Here is a 16,011-nt window from a genome sequence, read left to right as displayed (position 1 = left end):
AGAGTGGAGCGCAGGGGAGCGGACTATTTTCTAGTCATGTCCCCGCCTCCACATTTCCGTAATACTGATGATAATAGTGATCTTTTTGCCTCTCAAAGTTATTAAGTACTGTGCCTATAATATTCGCCTGGGAGGAAAGCAGTGCTTCTTTCGCTTTTACTACACTGTCTTTCTCCGTCTTACGCGCATGTAAAACAATAATTGTACCGTCACATCTATGCGATAAGATCTGTGCATCCGTCACGTTCAATACAGGCGGTGCATCAAATAATAGCAAATCATACATGCCAGTTAATTGTTCCAGTACATGATCCATAGTTTTCGAACCTAGTAGCTCAGCCGGATTGGGGGGAATGGGTCCACTCGTTATTAAATCCAAACCTTCTATATCTGTTTTTTGAATGACATCTTTAATCTCCCAATTACGCGTCAATAGATTGGATAATCCAGTCGCATTCATCCGATTGAATGTATAATGTGTCGTCGGTTTACGCATATCCGCATCAATCAATAATACCTTTTTTCCTGCTTGAGCAAAAACAATAGCCGTATTGGCCGAAATGGTGGATTTCCCTTCACCTTGTGCAGCAGAAGTGAAAAGAATCGTTTTCAACTCTTGATCCGGCATAGAGAAATTTATATTAGTCCGTAATGTTCGAAATTGTTCAGACACACTAGATTTTGAATTGGACTGTGTCACTAACTTCCGACCGACAAAACGCTTAGCTTGTCTTTTCTTTTTTCGACTAATTTTATTTACCATGAGGATCAACACCTTTCTGTTTAATTACTCTGCCTACTCCTACCTCTCTATCAGATATCGGACTAATCAAGCCTAATAGCGGTAAGTTCAGTAATTCTTCAACATCGTGCTCTGTCTTCACAGTTGTATCCAAATATTCGAGTAAAAATGCGATTCCTACACCAGCCATCAAACCAATCACGGTAGCAATCGCGATATTTAAACGTTTATTCGGCCTTACAGGTGTCGGGTCATCAGCATACATAGCAGGTGATAAAATAGTCACATTGTCCACTTGCATAAGATGAACAATTTCTTTTTGGAATACTTCAGCTGTCGTATTTGCGATATCCACTGCTTTATGTGGCTCGGGATCTTGTACTGTTACACTCACTACTTGAGAGTTTTGCTCACTGTTTACAGTTAATTGTGTATTTAGAGCAGCAGGCGTTATCCCCAAGTCCAAACTCTCAATAACATGCGATAAGATGACAGGACTTTTAATAATGACGGTGTAAGTATTGATGAGTTGTAAGTTGGTTTGAATATCCGATGAGTCAAAATCTGTCGTGGCTTCTGCCTTATTTACTAATATTTGTGTAGATGCTTGATAGATAGGAGTCAAAAAGAAATAGCTTATAACTATTGCAGCCAAAATCGCTGTCAGCGTAGTACCTATAATAAGCCATAACCGCTTTTTTAATGTCGCAAATAATTCTTGTAAACTAATAGTCTCGCCCATAATGTATCATGACTCCTTTACGGCATATTTGTTGGATTCGTTCAATGAATAGCAAAACGGTTATCCAGAAAAGTTAATAGTACTAGATAACCGTTCGTTTTTATTGTTTTACTGCGTCGCTCTGAACTTTGTCACGGCGTACCTTCTTTTTCTCTTTATACTCATCTTGGAAGCTATTCGAATAAGCTTTATGATAGCCATTTGATTCCAAACTTCTTTCTACAGAATTCATTATTTCGTTAAACATACTATCGCTCTGTAATTCAAGAGCTTCCACTGCACTGTTATATTTAGTGTACCTATAGGCATAACTGACATTTTTTCCTTTTGTAGCGTATTCATTTTTTGCATGTTCAATCAACTCATAATACTTATCATCTGTTTGTTTATGAAAATTCGTAATGACCGATTCATATTTATTTTTTATTTGTGCAACAGTTATCCGTTCAGGATATTTCTCGGAGTTTGAATCGACTTTAGTAGGGGTGGATGCTTTATGACTGGATATTGGACTTTCTTTACTATCCATTTCATCAGGATTTGACGAAAACTCTTTTCTACCCGTGTTTTCCTTTTCGGCATATTCCTTTTTAATTGTCCCACCTGTATGATCAACAACAAGTCTTGTCCCATTTGGCAATACGGTATGATAGGGATGTTCTAAAATCCGATCTATCTGTTGATCCGCCACGTTGTATTCTTTGAACTGAAATATATATAGGAGATAGCCGCCACTCACGGCAATAAGTGCTAACACAATGGATAACAGAATTATTAGTCTCCTTTTCATAAAGATCACCTCACTCGAGATATTTTATATACATTTTTCAGATGTCGAATTGGATACATACTATCAATTGGTGTAACCTACTAAGTATTTGAAGATCAAGAGACGTCGGCTTGGTCAATAGCATTTTCCGCACTATATTGCACATATCCAATGCATATATTCTTTTTACTGTATTTGTTGTATTAACTGTAAAAGCTTTTGTGCTTGAACGATATTATTCTTTTCTAAAAGCACGAACTCTTTCGCTTTTAACCCTTTCTCATGTAGTTCTTCTTTTGATTTACCTAATACATGTTGTAATGTCTTAGTTAAGCCTTCTAGAGATTCATCTTCAATCAAATAAATATAGTCATAATATTCCTGTGGCATGCCTGCAAGCTTTGTAGTGAGTGTAGGAGTTCCTGATGCCATATATTCCATATTTTTTGATGGGTAGGAGTACTTGGTATACTCTTCATCTGTCGGTCTTGGATTAATGAGTAACGTAGATTTTAGTTGCTCATTCACAATATACTGATTAAGCTTCACACCAAAATACCGTATAGTAGGATGTTGGGCACAGATCTGTTGCAGTTCATCGACGAAATCTCCATCTCCATATATATGGAGTTCACTGCCTTCTACATTTGCATGTATGAAAGCTCTTGTTAGTTTTTCTATGCCATATATTTTCTTCAAAGAGCCCGCATACTGACAGATTATTCCAGGATACTTCCCTTCAAGCGTATTACGTAGTTTAACTACCTGACTATCGATGTGTCCTTCCATGACAATATAGGGCTTCCCTTCTTTATTAATCAACTCATTCATCTGCTCTGTTAAAAATATATAACTATCAAATTTTTGCAGTATAAAATTATTCAGTTTAACAGTGAAGTTTTTAAACCGTGAAATCCGTTCTGTATGGCTGTTTTTATTACTTGAAGCTAAGTGTGAAGGAATATCTGTTACAATTCCTATCGTTTTCACTCCTTTAATTCTTCCAGCCATAATATTAGCCATAGATGTTGTAATATTTAACACATCCCCTACGATGACGGTGTCACGATCACATCGTTTGATCACAGTATAAAGTACAGTAAAAAAGGCAAATACGTTTTTAATTAGAGGTAAATTTACAATCGATATATAGTAGTAATTCACTTTATTCTTTATTTCAGATTCACTTTTTAAATAGTTCTTCTTGAAATTACTTCTATTTATTGGCAACTTGGAAATAACGTGAACGTTTACATCATCCAAAGCGGAAAGACCTTCACATAACAATCTGTGATACTTCATAGCTTGTTGTAAAGGCTTTTTCTCACTCTTTGAAAATAACTTATCATATGCGCTTTCAGATGATACTGTCACGCTATATAGTATATTGACTACCTTCCCCCTTTTCATTGGATACACCAGGACAACACTTCTATTTTATTAGCATAGATAGTATTCTTGTATAATTCCATTTCACTCATCTCCCCGTTTATATTTACTTGTATCTCCACTAATAAATTCTTCCAATCTCATTTTAAAGTTCGCATTTTCCTCTATAACAGTATGCAAAAACGCTTCCCTTCCTTTTTCATACTCTGCTTCGTTAAAGTTGTTTACATATTGATTGAGTTTCTGTGATATTTCACTCAATGAATCTACTACTAGCCCCAAGTTATGTTGCTCAATTACATCAGATAAATACGTATTATTTAACGAGAGCAATGGCTTTCCGTGTATTACGGCATTATATAATCTGTTGCTTAAACATGTCCTATTATTGATATGATCACTGAACAAAAGCATATTGACTAAATCCGATTGTTTGTATAAACATACTTCCTCATTCTTTTGGTATCTTCCTTTAACCGATACATTATGTATCTCTTTTTCCGTTACATATTGTTCAATGTCTTCATTAATCATTCCGTCGCCATGAAATTTCAAAAAGTAGTCAGGATTATTTTGGAGTTCATGGATCAATTGAAGATTGACATCTAAGTTTGTAATAGTGCCTACGTATGAGATATTTAGCGGTCTTCCAACTGATTTCAAAATCGGTCGCTCCAATTTTCCTATGTTTTTCACGGTTGTATTATGATTAATAACATATTTCGAACTTGTAGGTAGCCACTCTTTATATCCTGGAGATGAAATAGTAGTAAAAAAAGAAGAGTCAATGGATTTTTTTATAGTAAATAATTTTAACGACTTATTATAATCTCTAATATCCATAATATAATTCTCTTTATACCTTTTCTGTAGATAGGCTTTTAAAAAGTACGTTAATTGAATTCCAAACACAATCACTTTATCGAATTCACTATGTTTTAATTGCCTTACTATATAACGAGAATACCTATAGTAGCTTAAATAGCCTCTTTGATGCCCTACTTTTTTATCTTTATATGATAAGATGTTGCCTTCTTGCCCTAGATGTAATCGATCCCAGTTGATGATAGTAAAGTCCACTTCATTTTCTTTGAGTATTTTTACATAGTTATCTACGTACGGCATAAAAAGCATATTCGATGGGCAAATTAGGGCTATTTTCATATTCCATCTCCTTTTTTATGTCTTCTCTATCGTACGAATAGTAGTTATACTACTGCAAATCGATTGCCTGTAGACAATTCATCTCATATACAACGTTATTACTTTACTCTATATCCACATATTATAACAAATTTTCTGATAATTTGACGAGGAATTCTTGTAGAACAGCAATAATGTAATGAAGTTTCGGTATACTTTACATCACGAGAATATTCTTTTTATTCAACCTATTGTTTTGATTATACTACACATTTTTCGTTTTATGTTGTAAAACAACACAAAAAGTGTTATTTTATAAGTGAACCTATCAAACTTCCTATCCATCACTACATGCAAAAACCAAGCTGTCATAAACAGCTTGGTTTAGTTAACTATATAATACCTACATCTAATATCCATCAAGTAAAAATTCTCTCTTAAATCACACCGGTGCCTAACAATATCCCGAGTACAAACGACACAACCCAAAGCGACCAAACACCTAAACTGAATTTGTGGAACTGATGCTTTGCTTTTTCGTTTCCTTTATTGTAAACCCAGACAGCCCAAACCAAGTGAAACGCCATCAAAACCAAAGCGGCTCCTCCTGTTATTTGATGAAGGCCAATCGACGAACCTCCACTTTGTGACGCGATTCGATTCATGAGAGTAGTACCGATTGTGTCGAACACAAGACCACCTACAAAGAAAAGCAAATGCTTAAAACGAATTGTACCACTGACTTTCTCCCCGAATACACCAATACTATACAGAATTAAGGCGGCTACCATTGCCATGGAAGCAACAATCAATAAAGGACTCATGCTATTCATCTCCGTCTCTAGTTTATAAGTCTACTATAACCCAGTAATATGAACAGAAAATAAACTTCTCTATCGACTTTCAAACTATTTTTACCGATCACTTACCTTCCAAAGAAGTACAGAACTAGTTCATTCACGATCACTCTCTTATACGTCTGGAGGAATTGGATATGAAGAAGACAACACACAACAAACGGAATGGGCTTTTTAGATTTTTGGGTGTCTTTATTCTAATTATAGCTATTCTGGCCGCATCCGCGTACTTCAAAGTAACAAATACAGTGAAACAAATACATGAACCCATTCATCGGGTAATGTCTATAAAGCGAAAGATACCAGTTTCCATTAAAGAGCAAGAACCCATTTCCTTATTATTTCTTGGTGTGGATGAGCGCAAAGGAGATAAAGGAAGATCGGATACTATTATCGTAGTAACCGTCAACCCGACGACAAATACCACAAAGATGATCAGCATTCCCCGTGACACGTATACAGAAATTCAAGGCAAGAAAGTTTGGGATAAAATAAATCATGCTTATGCTTTTGGTGGAATTGACATGTCGTTACGTACAGTAGAACACTTCCTCGACATCCCAATTGACTACGTCGTTCAAATCAATATGGAAAGCTTTAAAGATATTATAGATGCTGTAGATGGTATTACCATTAACAACCCAACGGCCTTCACTACTCTAGGCTCTTCATTTTCAAAAGGGACTATTTCGTTAACTGGCGAGCAAGCGCTGAACTATATACGGATGCGCTATGAAGATCCCCACGGTGACTTCGGGCGTCAGGATCGTCAAAAACTAGTGGCTCAAGCTATGCTGCGTAAAGGAGCATCCGTGAACAGCCTCTTAAATTATCAACAAATTTTCAAAACAGTCGAGAACAACGTCCGCACGAATATGGAGTTTAACGAGATGATGGAAATCCAAAAACATTATACAGACGCTCTCGAAGAAATAGAGCAACTATTTTTCAAAAAAGGACATGGCAAAGAAATGAAGAAGACTTGGTATTACATTCCCGATCACGATGAATTAAAAGAATTACAAAATGAATTCAAAACGCATTTGAATTTGAATGATTAACAGTAAAGTACCCCCCTTCTCCCATCACACACCCATCATAAAAGAGAAATTCTATCCGGCTAGACAGTGGATGGAATTTCTCTTTTTCTTATGCTCGAGTAAAAACTGTATTCATTGTGTCCAAATCTGGGATAATCACAACAAAAAAGTCCCTCGGCTGATTGCTCAAGAAACTAATTTATTTTATCCGTATTCAATTATCTACCTAGCCTCTACTTTATCTCAGGAGTGATGATTGTAACTTAGAAGTCATGTGAGACATTAGCACACGTGAGGTTCATGTTTCTAAAACATACTATTTATACAGCTTATTTATCGATTCTAAAACCTGTCGAACTGACTTCTCAGAGCGGTTCAATGCATTCTTTTCCTCTTCATCCAATGGTAATTCAATAATACTTTCAATGCCATTACCGCCAAGAATTGTAGGAACTCCAAAATAAATATCTTTAAAACCATACTCACCATCTAAATAGGCTATAGCTGGCAAAACCCGTTTTTTATCTAGTAAAATAGCTTCTGTCATTTGTACAAGGGCTGCGGCAGGGGCATAGTATGCACTACCTTGACCAAGTAAGCTAACAATTTCTCCCCCGCCTTTTCGGGTGCGTTCCACAATTTTTTCAATCCGATCAGATGAGAGTATTTTATCTAATGGGATACCTCCGACGTGAGAATATTGAATTAGTGGTACCATATCATCTCCATGTCCACCTAATACAAATCCCGACACATCTTCTACCGAAATATTCAGTTCCATCGCAACAAATGTATTAAAACGAGCTGTATCTAATACCCCTGATTGACCTATTACGCGATTCTTAGAAAATCCGGTTGTTTTATAGCAAACATAAGTCATTGCATCCACTGGGTTACTTAAAACTAACACATAGCTCTCAGGAGCATAATAGGCAACTTTTTCTGAAACTTCCTGCATTATTTTTGCGTTTATTGTCACCAGTTCATCCCTACTCATACCTGGTTTACGTGCAATACCTGCAGTAATGATTACGAAATCTGAATCCCTTATATCTTCGTAATTAGACGTACTAACTACTTTTGAATTCGTTCTTTGAATAGGTCCAATTTGCTGGATATCTAAAGATTTCCCTTTGGCAGTATTCTCAAGGGTGGGAATATCAACTAGCATTATATCCCCTAATTCCTTTTGTGCCAGTAAAAGTGCAACTGTAGATCCCGTATGTCCAGCACCAATAACCGTGATTTTTTTCCGGATAAAAGCCAAAATATTACCTCCCTTTTATCTAGATTAATATTACTTTTTTGTTTTCCCACTTTTAGTTTCTTCATCAACTGCTATAGAATTATCCACTTGTTTTTGCACGCTTTCTACTCTGGCATTCTTCTTTTGTTTTTTCTTTTTCCCCAACTCTGTTTCTGATAAAAGTATTTTTGACATCGACTCATCAAGGTTTGGTATTGTATGACTCGCAATAAGCTCACCTACTTTGGCAGCAGCGATTTCCCCTGCTTCGATAGCTGCCGTTACGGCACCGACATCTCCTTCAATTACTACAGTGACAAGTCCCGCGTCGATTTGTTCATGTTTAACTAATCGGATGTCTGCAGATTTCAACATAGTATCCGCTGCTTCGATAGAACCTATGAAACCTTTTGTCTCAATCATACCAATTGCTTTCCCCAAAATATTCACCACTTTCCTTGAATACTTATTCAATTACTGTAATTACTTTTTCAAGCTCCTTTGCAGTATCGCGAGCCAATGGCGTAACAATAGTGGTAGGTCCAATAAAAATAACTTTACTCAAAGTATTTCTCACTATTTTTTCAGTTAAAAGCTTTTCAACTATAGGGGTATTTACACCTTTACGAGACATTGTAAAATTGTTCAATGTAGTAAACTGAACGCCGAAGCTCTCAAGCTGTTCTTTATGTGCAAACAGATAGCTTTTATACGGTGTGTACTTTTCATCCGGGTACAATAACCACTCTAAGTCCTTTGATGGAATCATCGTGATTTTCTTGTCATTCAATAAAAATGTAGCAAGCCACTTACTACACGGATCATCCGCTAAACCCATCGCTCCTTTTACAAGAAGGTTTTGTGAAACATCACAAAACAATACATGATCTGCACTTTCCTCTGGGTTCTCAGTTACTTTCCAATCTCTGTTCAAAGTCTGAACAGTTTCGTTGTCAGCATGATGAACATATAAAAGAGGCAATGATGTATCATTTACAAATAGCTTTGATTTCCCCAACTGATTTAGCACTTCTTGAACTATGTCCTCGATTATATTTTTATTATTCATTTTTCCGCTCATTATAACGAATTTTACCGAACGAGCCACTTTCAATAGCACCCGCATTAGCTTCATCCGTATCAATATGCATATCCATTATGTAGGTGGGAGACACACGGATAAGCACTTTTTCAAATGTCACAGGTCTCTCATTTTGTACTGTCACTTTTACGTACTCGCCATTAGTTACTTTGAGCGTTTCTGCATCATCCGGGTGCATATGGATATGCGCTTTCGCTACGATCAAGCCTTCTTTTAAACAGACACTTCCCTTTGTGCCAACTAACGTAATAGAAGCTGAATCTTTAATTTCTCCCGATTCTCGCAACGGTGGATTCACTCCTAGTTTAACTCCATCCGTTTTGCTCACTTCCACTTGAGACACACTACGAGCGGGTCCGAGAATACGAACTGAATGGATACTGTCACGCGGCCCAATTAAAGCGACAGTTTCGTTAGCAGCAAATTGTCCAGGTTGTGATAGATTTGATTTTTTCGTTAATTCATACCCCGGTCCAAATAACGTTTCGATATCCTCTTGACATAAATGACAATGTCTTGCTGAAATAGAAATCGGGATGGCATGATTATTTGATGAATTTTTAGTCATCTCTTTAATGACATCTTCCACAATTGATTGAATTACCTCCCCATTCATAAAGTCCCCTCCTTTAGTATCAATTTAAAGAATCAGCTTTTGGCAATAAACTCTCTAACTCATTATGCGGTCGTGGGATTACATGAACTGAGATCAGCTCACCCACTCTTTGTGCTGCAGTAGCTCCTGATTCTGTCGCTGCCTTTACAGCCCCAACATCACCTCTCACTAGGACGGTTACAATGCCGCCACCAACATGGACTTTACCTACTACTTGAACATTTGCAGATTTCACCATTGCATCTGCCGCTTCTATAGATGCTACTAATCCTTTTGTCTCTATCATTCCTAAAGCTTCGCTACTCATATTATATTCCTCCTATTTTTCACACATTATTTTTCAACATACTAGTAATGGTCTCTCGCATCGGTCTTGCTATAACTTTCGAGGCAATGAATACACCTGCTGTATTAGCAATGTCTCTGCCCTGTTCAATTGCCATTTGAACTGAGTCTACGTCACCTGCAACAACAATTGTATAATAGGCTTGACTCACTTCTTCTGTTGAAAGAATACGAACATTTGATGTCTTAAGCATGGAATCTGCAATAAGGATAGAGTGGGCAACTCCAAATACTTCTATCATGCCTAATGCTTCATTCATTTTTCATCACGTTCCATTCACAGGGGAATCCACAATACCAATAACGATGGCATCGATAGGGATTTTTTCATCCACTTGAATTATACTGGCAGGAGAACCTTGTGTAACAATCACTTTATCTCCTATTCCTGCACCTATACGATCCACCGCAATAATAGGCATCTCAGAAGAAACGTGTTTTTGATCTAAGCCTGGTTGTATGACAAGGAACGTTAAACCTGTTAAACCATTCTCTTTACGGGTTGCCCAAATATTCTCTATGACTGTACCGATTAACATTCCTGATCTCCTGCCTTCACATCAAATATATTTCATAAGTTTACTTTTGGCAGTATGCTTGAAATTTCATTATGTGGTCGTGGAATTACATGAACAGAAAGTAATTCTCCTACTCTGCTTGCGGCCGCACTCCCTGATTCAGTGGCCGCTTTCACTGCCCCTACATCCCCTGTTACAAGAACTGTAACAATACCGCCACCAACATGTGTTTTACCTATTATTTGTACATTAGCTGCTTTGACCATTGCATCTGCTGCCTCTAAAGCGGCTACCAAACCTTTTGTTTCAATCATTCCCAATGCTCCATTAATTTCATTCATTACCTTTTCCTCCTCTTAATTACCTAGTGGACTGTCTGACTACTTGTTCTATCACATTAGAAATTGTTGCCGGATTTGAATCATGATGATTTTTATTGAGTTCTTTCATGACTTGCTCCACAACTTCTTCTAACTTGATATTGGTTTCCTGTTCAGAAATACGTTCCACGGATGTTGGTCTGTCATGAGATTGTTTTGGAAGTGTAACTTCATTGATTCCGAAAGCAATTCGTTTCGTATTATACAAATGACGCGCTGTAATATTATCTGATGAAATATTACCTCCATACGATCCGCAACCTAGCGTTAAAGATGGCATAAGTGCTGTAGTTGCACCAGCTGCACCGATTGATGCCATAGTATTGACTAAGACACGGGAAACAGGCATCGCAAGACCAAACTGTTCGGCTGCCTCATCATCCGAAGTATGAATAGAACAACTATGTCCCCTTCCGATAAAGTTTAAAAGTTCTCTACAAATTCGATAAGCTTCTTCTTCACTTTCTGCTGTGTATAGCGGAAAGATCGGAGCGAGTTTTTCAAGTGAAAACGGAATGCTTTTACCGATTTTGTCTTCTTCAGCAATTAATACTCTCGTGCCTTCGGGTACACTAATACTGGCCATCTGTGCTATCCACTCTGCGGATCTACCTACTATTTTGGCATTTAACTGTCCCTCGTTAGGAGCAATCACATTGCCTAATCGTTGTTTCTCTTCTTGGTTCAAAAAATATGCACCATGATTACGTAATTCACGCATCGTTAATTCTTTAATGTTTTTATGCACAACTATCGATTGTTCTGTAGAACACAGGGTCCCATTATCAAATGTTTTGCTATCCAAAACTAATTGAACAGCTTTCTTCACGTTTGCCGACTTTTCAAAATACACGGGTCCATTACCCGGGCCGACACCATATGCTGGCTTGCCCGAACTATAAGCGGCTTTAACTAGCCCACTACCGCCCGTGGCAAGAATCAAGTCAATATCTGGATGTTGAATTAGGCCAGTAGTAGCCTCCATGGACGGTTTTGAAATCCATCCAATAAGTCCTTCAGGCGCTCCCGCCAATATAGCTGCTTCTGAACAAATCTTTAAAGCTTCTACCGTGCAATAAGCAGCTGTAGGATGGGGACTTACTACGATTGCATTTCCAGCTTTTAATGAAATCAATGTCTTGAAAATTGCTGTGGACGTCGGATTCGTCGTCGGGCAAATAGCTGCAATAACCCCAAATGGATAGGCTACTTCTGTTAATTTCAGCTTCTGATCACGCTCGATCACGCCTATTGTTTTTTCATCTTTTATAGACTCATATACACCCATAGATCCAAGTTCATTTTTTATTTTCTTATGCTCTACAACACCCATGCTTGTTTCTTCTACAGCAATCGTTGCAAGATAGTCCGCCTTTGCAAAAGCAGCTTCAGCAATACTTTTAACTATTTGATCAATTTTTTCAGGTTGAAAATTTATAAACTTCTCTTGAGCTGATTTTGCTCTCTGTACAGCTTCCATCATCTCTGACATTGCACTATATGGAGTATTATTTTGAGTAATATGAAACATCCTTTCTGCATTCGACATCAATGTTTCAAATAGGGTATGATCAGTAACCGTTAGTATTGTGTATGAAATCTAATGTTGTCTGAATTCCTACCGCTCGGTTGCCTCTTCGAATTCTTCTCAGAAATACTATTCCACTTACGCAGATCCTCCGGTGTTAAGGGCGTGAGATTGCTTTGCTTATCCATCTTGCCTCCAGTTGACCTTTGCATAGACGTTGAAATTTCATTCCAACGTTTTATTTCCGAATCTGTTAAAGAAGATGACGGTATTTTTTCTTGCCCTAATCTTTCCATAACCAATTTAGTAATTTCCGCCACAATATCTGCGTTCATTATTTTGCCTCCTTACTCCAAGATAGTAATTCAGAGTAATTATGAATTAGTAAATCCGCTTCACGTAAATGCGTTACATCACTTCCGGTGTAACTGACTATTCCTATAGTAAACTTCACACCAGCGCTCTTTCCTAATTGAATATCCGCATTCGTATCGCCAATCATAACGGAGTTTTCTAGCTTCACTCCGTAGCGATCACGAGCGGCATATGCTAAGTCTGGGAACGGCTTACTACGTTCTACCAAATCGCTACCAATTACGAAGTTAAAGTACTTTAATATGTTCAACCTATCCAACTGTTCATTCGCTTTGTCCGTATCATCTGCAGTCAAAACCCCTAAATTATACCCTTTATCAGTTAATTGAATTAGCAACTCTTCAATACCCTCAACTAATTGCAGAAACGGTGAGTGATTTTGCCGCTCATTCGCATAATCCACGCTATCTCTTGCATATAAAAGTGCGCTGTCCCAAGACATTCCTTTTGTGTAAAGCAAAAATGCAATAATGGATACACTTTCTTCTACACTTCCAATTGCAAGAGGACCTTTAGGATCAATTGTACCGTCTTGCTTATTGATGCCGATTAAATGCTTGATTCCTTCAGCTTGATACGGATAGTTAGATATAGAATTTGATAGATATTGATCAACATCTTCTATCCATGGCAACCAAACTGAAGGTAAATCAATTAATGTACCATCTTTATCAAACAGGATAGTCGACTGGATGTCTTCTTGTGGAAATTTCATTAAATACTCTCCTTAACAACCTCAGGTAGTATATGCACGTCATTTTCATCAATTTGCATAAATTGTTCTTCAGGTGCATCTGCGTTAATATTATGCCGTGCCCATATGAAGTAATAAAGAATAGCTACTCCGAAAACTGCAATACTCACCCAGAAGAAAGTAAGATTTGCAAAGAAACTAGCGAAAAGGGCTATACAGGCTAATACCATTGAAACGATTGGCATAAATGGATACATGGGAGATTTATATGGTCGATGTAAAGTAGGCTCTTTTTTACGTAAGATAATAAGTGAAAGATTGACCGAGATGTACGAGATCAGTGCACCAAACGTAGCAATTAAGATCAAATCATCCGGATTAAAGAATGCGACTAAGACTAATCCAATAAAGCCAGGTAGAATGATTGCCATATATGGAGTTCGTCGTTTTGGATGTAGTTTTGAAAATATTGCTGGCAAATATCCTGCTCTTGATAAGGAAAATATTTGTCTAGAATAGGCGAGTATTACTCCTGAAAAACTAGCTATCAAACCAACCAATCCAACGGAAGCAAGTAATTGTGCCAGCCAATAGGTGCCTCCAAATGCCGCTGCAATCGCAGCAGGTAATGGATCATCCGCTGTGCTTAATTGATCGTAACCACTAAGACCAATTGCTACGGTTGTAGTTAATACAGATAAAATAATGAGTGTAAACATTCCCGACAAAATACCTTTTGGCATATCTTTTTTCGGATCACGGGTTTCCTCTGATAACATCGGTAGCATCTCGATAGCTAAGAAGAGCCACATAGCAAATGGCAAGGCAGCCCAAATCCCTTTTATGCCACCCGGGATCATAGATTGACCTTCACTTCCAAATAAATTCTCGACTTTAATTTGTGGTAATCCAACGAAATACATCAGCACTAAGAGCGCTAATGCGATGAATACCAATACAGCTTCAAGTCTTGCATATTCTTTTACGCCTAGAATATGGACAGCCATGAAGAACACATACATAACCGCAGCCGAAACAATTGGATTGACAGCTGGAAAAAGGAAGTTAATATACGCACCAATACCAATCGCTACAACTGGTGCTGCTATAACATACTGCAACATGACACCTATACCTGTAACAAAGCCTACAAAAGGACCCATGGCACGTCTAGCAAATGAATATGGTCCACCAGCAAACGGTAAAGCCGTCGATAATTCAGAAATTCCGAATGACATAAAGGCGTACATGACACCCATTATGGCTACAGCTATTAACATGCCTACATATCCTGAAGAGCTTAATCCGAAATTCCAACCAAAAAAGTTACCCGATATAACGATACCGACACCGATAACCCATAAGTTAAAAGGGGTGAGTGTTCTCTTTAATTCTAAATTCTTCTTATCACTCATAGTATTCTCCTTTTAAAAAAGTATTTTCTCTATCTTATTTCCGGTTTGCGGACTGTTTTATTCGGAATATTCAAACTCCTTTAAGTATGAAACGGCCAAGTCATCTGTTTCAACTGAATATTCAGCTCCGAGTTCTTCGGCAGTCTCATTATCGCGGCTACCAATCCAAGCAATGAGTTGCAATCTCCTCATCATAATAAATGTTGGAATTTCTTTTTCTTCTTTCGCGGATAATGAACGTATTTCCCTATACCCCTCAAGCCAAGCTTCTATCAGTTTGGGAACGTAGGAACGATGTTCAATAAAGGACAAGGACGTAGCCAAGTCATATAAGTACCAGCCAAAGCCACTGTCATCAAAATCAATCACTTGTACGATTTTTTTCTCGTTATCAATAAGAAGATTGGCATGTCGTAAATCCGCATGAATTAAACCAAAAAATTCAGGACCCTTACCAAAATCCTCCAAACGAGATTTAATCGTTTTTGAAACGCGCGTTAAAAGTTGCTCACGTTCTGGAGTGATCCCTCTGCCGTCTTGCCACCTTCCCCATTTAGGTTGTTCACCCAACAAATTATTGTAATCCCAAATAGGACGTTTAATTTCTTCAAACTTAGCATAATTAGAAATAGAATGTTGATGAAATTGCGCAGTAGTTTTTCCGATTTCTCGAAATATCCGTATTAATTTTTCTTCATTATCGACATCCGGTGTTTCGCCTTCAAGAAAAGTAAATAGCACACAATGATATTCTCGATTATCTCCTTCCAATGTAACCGTTTGCAAAAAATCATTGTTTGAACCTAGAATAGGCTTCGAAACCATGATGGTTGTATGTTCATCAATGGATTGTAACCATTTAACTTCACTTTCAATTTCAACTTTCTTATGATAATCTGGTCGACAAACCCGTAAGATGTATTTTTCATCTGTTACCGTATTTTCCACTAGATAAGTAGCATTTTCAGAGTAATCTAGGAGCCTGACTGAAAAGTCATCTAGCCCCTCATACATACCCTTCGCTTTTTGCGACACTTGATTAAAAAATTCAACTGACCGATCCCATGTATTCGCACTCGTATTACCCATCTTCAAAATCCCCCTTTCTAC

Annotated in this window: 20 protein-coding genes; 1 reads left to right on the top strand and 19 read right to left on the bottom strand. The window is 37.6% G+C overall.

Annotation, left to right across the window (positions count from 1 at the left end; all coding sequences use genetic code 11):
* Positions 1-34: 34 nt before the first annotated feature.
* The 6 genes from CSV73_RS09125 to CSV73_RS09100 all read right to left on the bottom strand — a co-directional run bounded on the left by CSV73_RS09125 (position 35) and on the right by CSV73_RS09100 (position 5,609).
* Entirely contained in the window at positions 35-763 is a 729-nt protein-coding gene (locus tag CSV73_RS09125; protein ID WP_099627292.1) for a CpsD/CapB family tyrosine-protein kinase, read from the bottom strand.
* On the bottom strand, positions 753-1,484 hold the full coding sequence (locus CSV73_RS09120) for a YveK family protein (RefSeq protein ID WP_085132826.1): 732 nt from the start codon (positions 1,482-1,484) through the stop codon (positions 753-755). Before CSV73_RS09120 ends, CSV73_RS09125 begins: the two co-directional genes overlap by 11 nt.
* A gap of 100 nt (positions 1,485-1,584) precedes the next feature.
* A complete protein-coding gene (locus CSV73_RS09115) occupies positions 1,585-2,274 on the bottom strand; it encodes a hypothetical protein (RefSeq protein WP_099627291.1) in 690 nt (229 codons plus the stop codon).
* Positions 2,275-2,439: 165 nt separating this feature from the next.
* The gene (locus CSV73_RS09110; protein ID WP_143560941.1) at positions 2,440-3,663 is read right to left on the bottom strand and encodes a glycosyltransferase; all 1,224 of its coding nucleotides are present in this window, start codon (positions 3,661-3,663) and stop codon (positions 2,440-2,442) included.
* A 63-nt stretch (positions 3,664-3,726) separates the two neighbouring features.
* Positions 3,727-4,806 (bottom strand): glycosyltransferase family protein, encoded by a 1,080-nt coding sequence (locus tag CSV73_RS09105; RefSeq protein WP_099627289.1) that lies wholly within the window; start codon positions 4,804-4,806, stop codon positions 3,727-3,729.
* Between the two features lie 416 nt (positions 4,807-5,222).
* Positions 5,223-5,609 (bottom strand): HsmA family protein, encoded by a 387-nt coding sequence (locus tag CSV73_RS09100; protein ID WP_099627288.1) that lies wholly within the window; start codon positions 5,607-5,609, stop codon positions 5,223-5,225.
* Positions 5,610-5,779: 170 nt separating this feature from the next.
* Here CSV73_RS09100 and CSV73_RS09095 point away from each other — a divergent pair, with 170 nt between their 5' ends.
* Entirely contained in the window at positions 5,780-6,703 is a 924-nt protein-coding gene (locus CSV73_RS09095) for an LCP family glycopolymer transferase (RefSeq protein ID WP_099627287.1), read from the top strand.
* Positions 6,704-6,998: 295 nt separating this feature from the next.
* On the opposite strand, the gene mdh is transcribed toward CSV73_RS09095, so the two are convergent.
* The 13 genes from mdh to CSV73_RS09030 are packed head-to-tail and all read right to left on the bottom strand — an operon-like array spanning position 6,999 to position 15,990.
* A complete protein-coding gene (gene mdh / locus CSV73_RS09090) occupies positions 6,999-7,949 on the bottom strand; it encodes a malate dehydrogenase (RefSeq protein WP_099627286.1) in 951 nt (316 codons plus the stop codon).
* Between the two features lie 30 nt (positions 7,950-7,979).
* Positions 7,980-8,369, bottom strand: a complete 390-nt coding sequence (locus CSV73_RS16900) for a BMC domain-containing protein (protein ID WP_304442367.1) — start codon at positions 8,367-8,369, stop codon at positions 7,980-7,982.
* A gap of 25 nt (positions 8,370-8,394) precedes the next feature.
* A complete protein-coding gene (locus CSV73_RS09080) occupies positions 8,395-8,997 on the bottom strand; it encodes a hypothetical protein (RefSeq protein WP_099627285.1) in 603 nt (200 codons plus the stop codon).
* A complete protein-coding gene (locus CSV73_RS09075; RefSeq protein WP_099627284.1) occupies positions 8,990-9,646 on the bottom strand; it encodes a phosphate propanoyltransferase in 657 nt (218 codons plus the stop codon). The genes CSV73_RS09080 and CSV73_RS09075 overlap by 8 nt, the downstream gene beginning before the upstream one ends.
* Positions 9,647-9,665: 19 nt before the next feature.
* The gene (locus tag CSV73_RS09070) at positions 9,666-9,953 is read right to left on the bottom strand and encodes a BMC domain-containing protein (protein ID WP_085132816.1); all 288 of its coding nucleotides are present in this window, start codon (positions 9,951-9,953) and stop codon (positions 9,666-9,668) included.
* 19 nt (positions 9,954-9,972) lie between these two features.
* On the bottom strand, positions 9,973-10,251 hold the full coding sequence (locus tag CSV73_RS09065) for a BMC domain-containing protein (protein WP_099627283.1): 279 nt from the start codon (positions 10,249-10,251) through the stop codon (positions 9,973-9,975).
* A gap of 6 nt (positions 10,252-10,257) precedes the next feature.
* Positions 10,258-10,530 carry a EutN/CcmL family microcompartment protein gene (locus tag CSV73_RS09060; protein WP_099627282.1) on the bottom strand — a complete coding sequence of 91 codons (273 nt, stop codon included), beginning with the start codon at positions 10,528-10,530 and terminating at the stop codon, positions 10,258-10,260.
* A gap of 32 nt (positions 10,531-10,562) precedes the next feature.
* Positions 10,563-10,850 carry a BMC domain-containing protein gene (locus CSV73_RS09055; protein ID WP_085132813.1) on the bottom strand — a complete coding sequence of 96 codons (288 nt, stop codon included), beginning with the start codon at positions 10,848-10,850 and terminating at the stop codon, positions 10,563-10,565.
* A gap of 19 nt (positions 10,851-10,869) precedes the next feature.
* Positions 10,870-12,420, bottom strand: coding sequence for an aldehyde dehydrogenase family protein (locus CSV73_RS09050; RefSeq protein WP_099627281.1), 1,551 nt, complete (start codon positions 12,418-12,420; stop codon positions 10,870-10,872).
* A 50-nt stretch (positions 12,421-12,470) separates the two neighbouring features.
* Entirely contained in the window at positions 12,471-12,752 is a 282-nt protein-coding gene (locus tag CSV73_RS09045; RefSeq protein WP_099627280.1) for a hypothetical protein, read from the bottom strand.
* Positions 12,752-13,507, bottom strand: coding sequence for an HAD family hydrolase (locus CSV73_RS09040; protein ID WP_085132810.1), 756 nt, complete (start codon positions 13,505-13,507; stop codon positions 12,752-12,754). Before CSV73_RS09040 ends, CSV73_RS09045 begins: the two co-directional genes overlap by 1 nt.
* Positions 13,507-14,901: an ethanolamine permease gene (gene eat, locus CSV73_RS09035; protein WP_099627279.1), complete on the bottom strand. Its 1,395-nt coding sequence runs from the start codon at positions 14,899-14,901 to the stop codon at positions 13,507-13,509. The genes CSV73_RS09040 and eat overlap by 1 nt, the downstream gene beginning before the upstream one ends.
* 57 nt (positions 14,902-14,958) lie before the next feature.
* Positions 14,959-15,990 (bottom strand): phosphotransferase enzyme family protein, encoded by a 1,032-nt coding sequence (locus tag CSV73_RS09030; RefSeq protein ID WP_099627278.1) that lies wholly within the window; start codon positions 15,988-15,990, stop codon positions 14,959-14,961.
* Positions 15,991-16,011 lie beyond the last annotated feature (21 nt).

This window comes from Sporosarcina sp. P1, assembly GCF_002743155.1.
In the GTDB taxonomy this organism is placed as follows: domain Bacteria; phylum Bacillota; class Bacilli; order Bacillales_A; family Planococcaceae; genus Sporosarcina; species Sporosarcina ureae_B.
The sequence above is the reverse complement of the archived record's forward strand: the minus strand, read 5'-3'. Positions and strand labels throughout refer to the sequence as shown.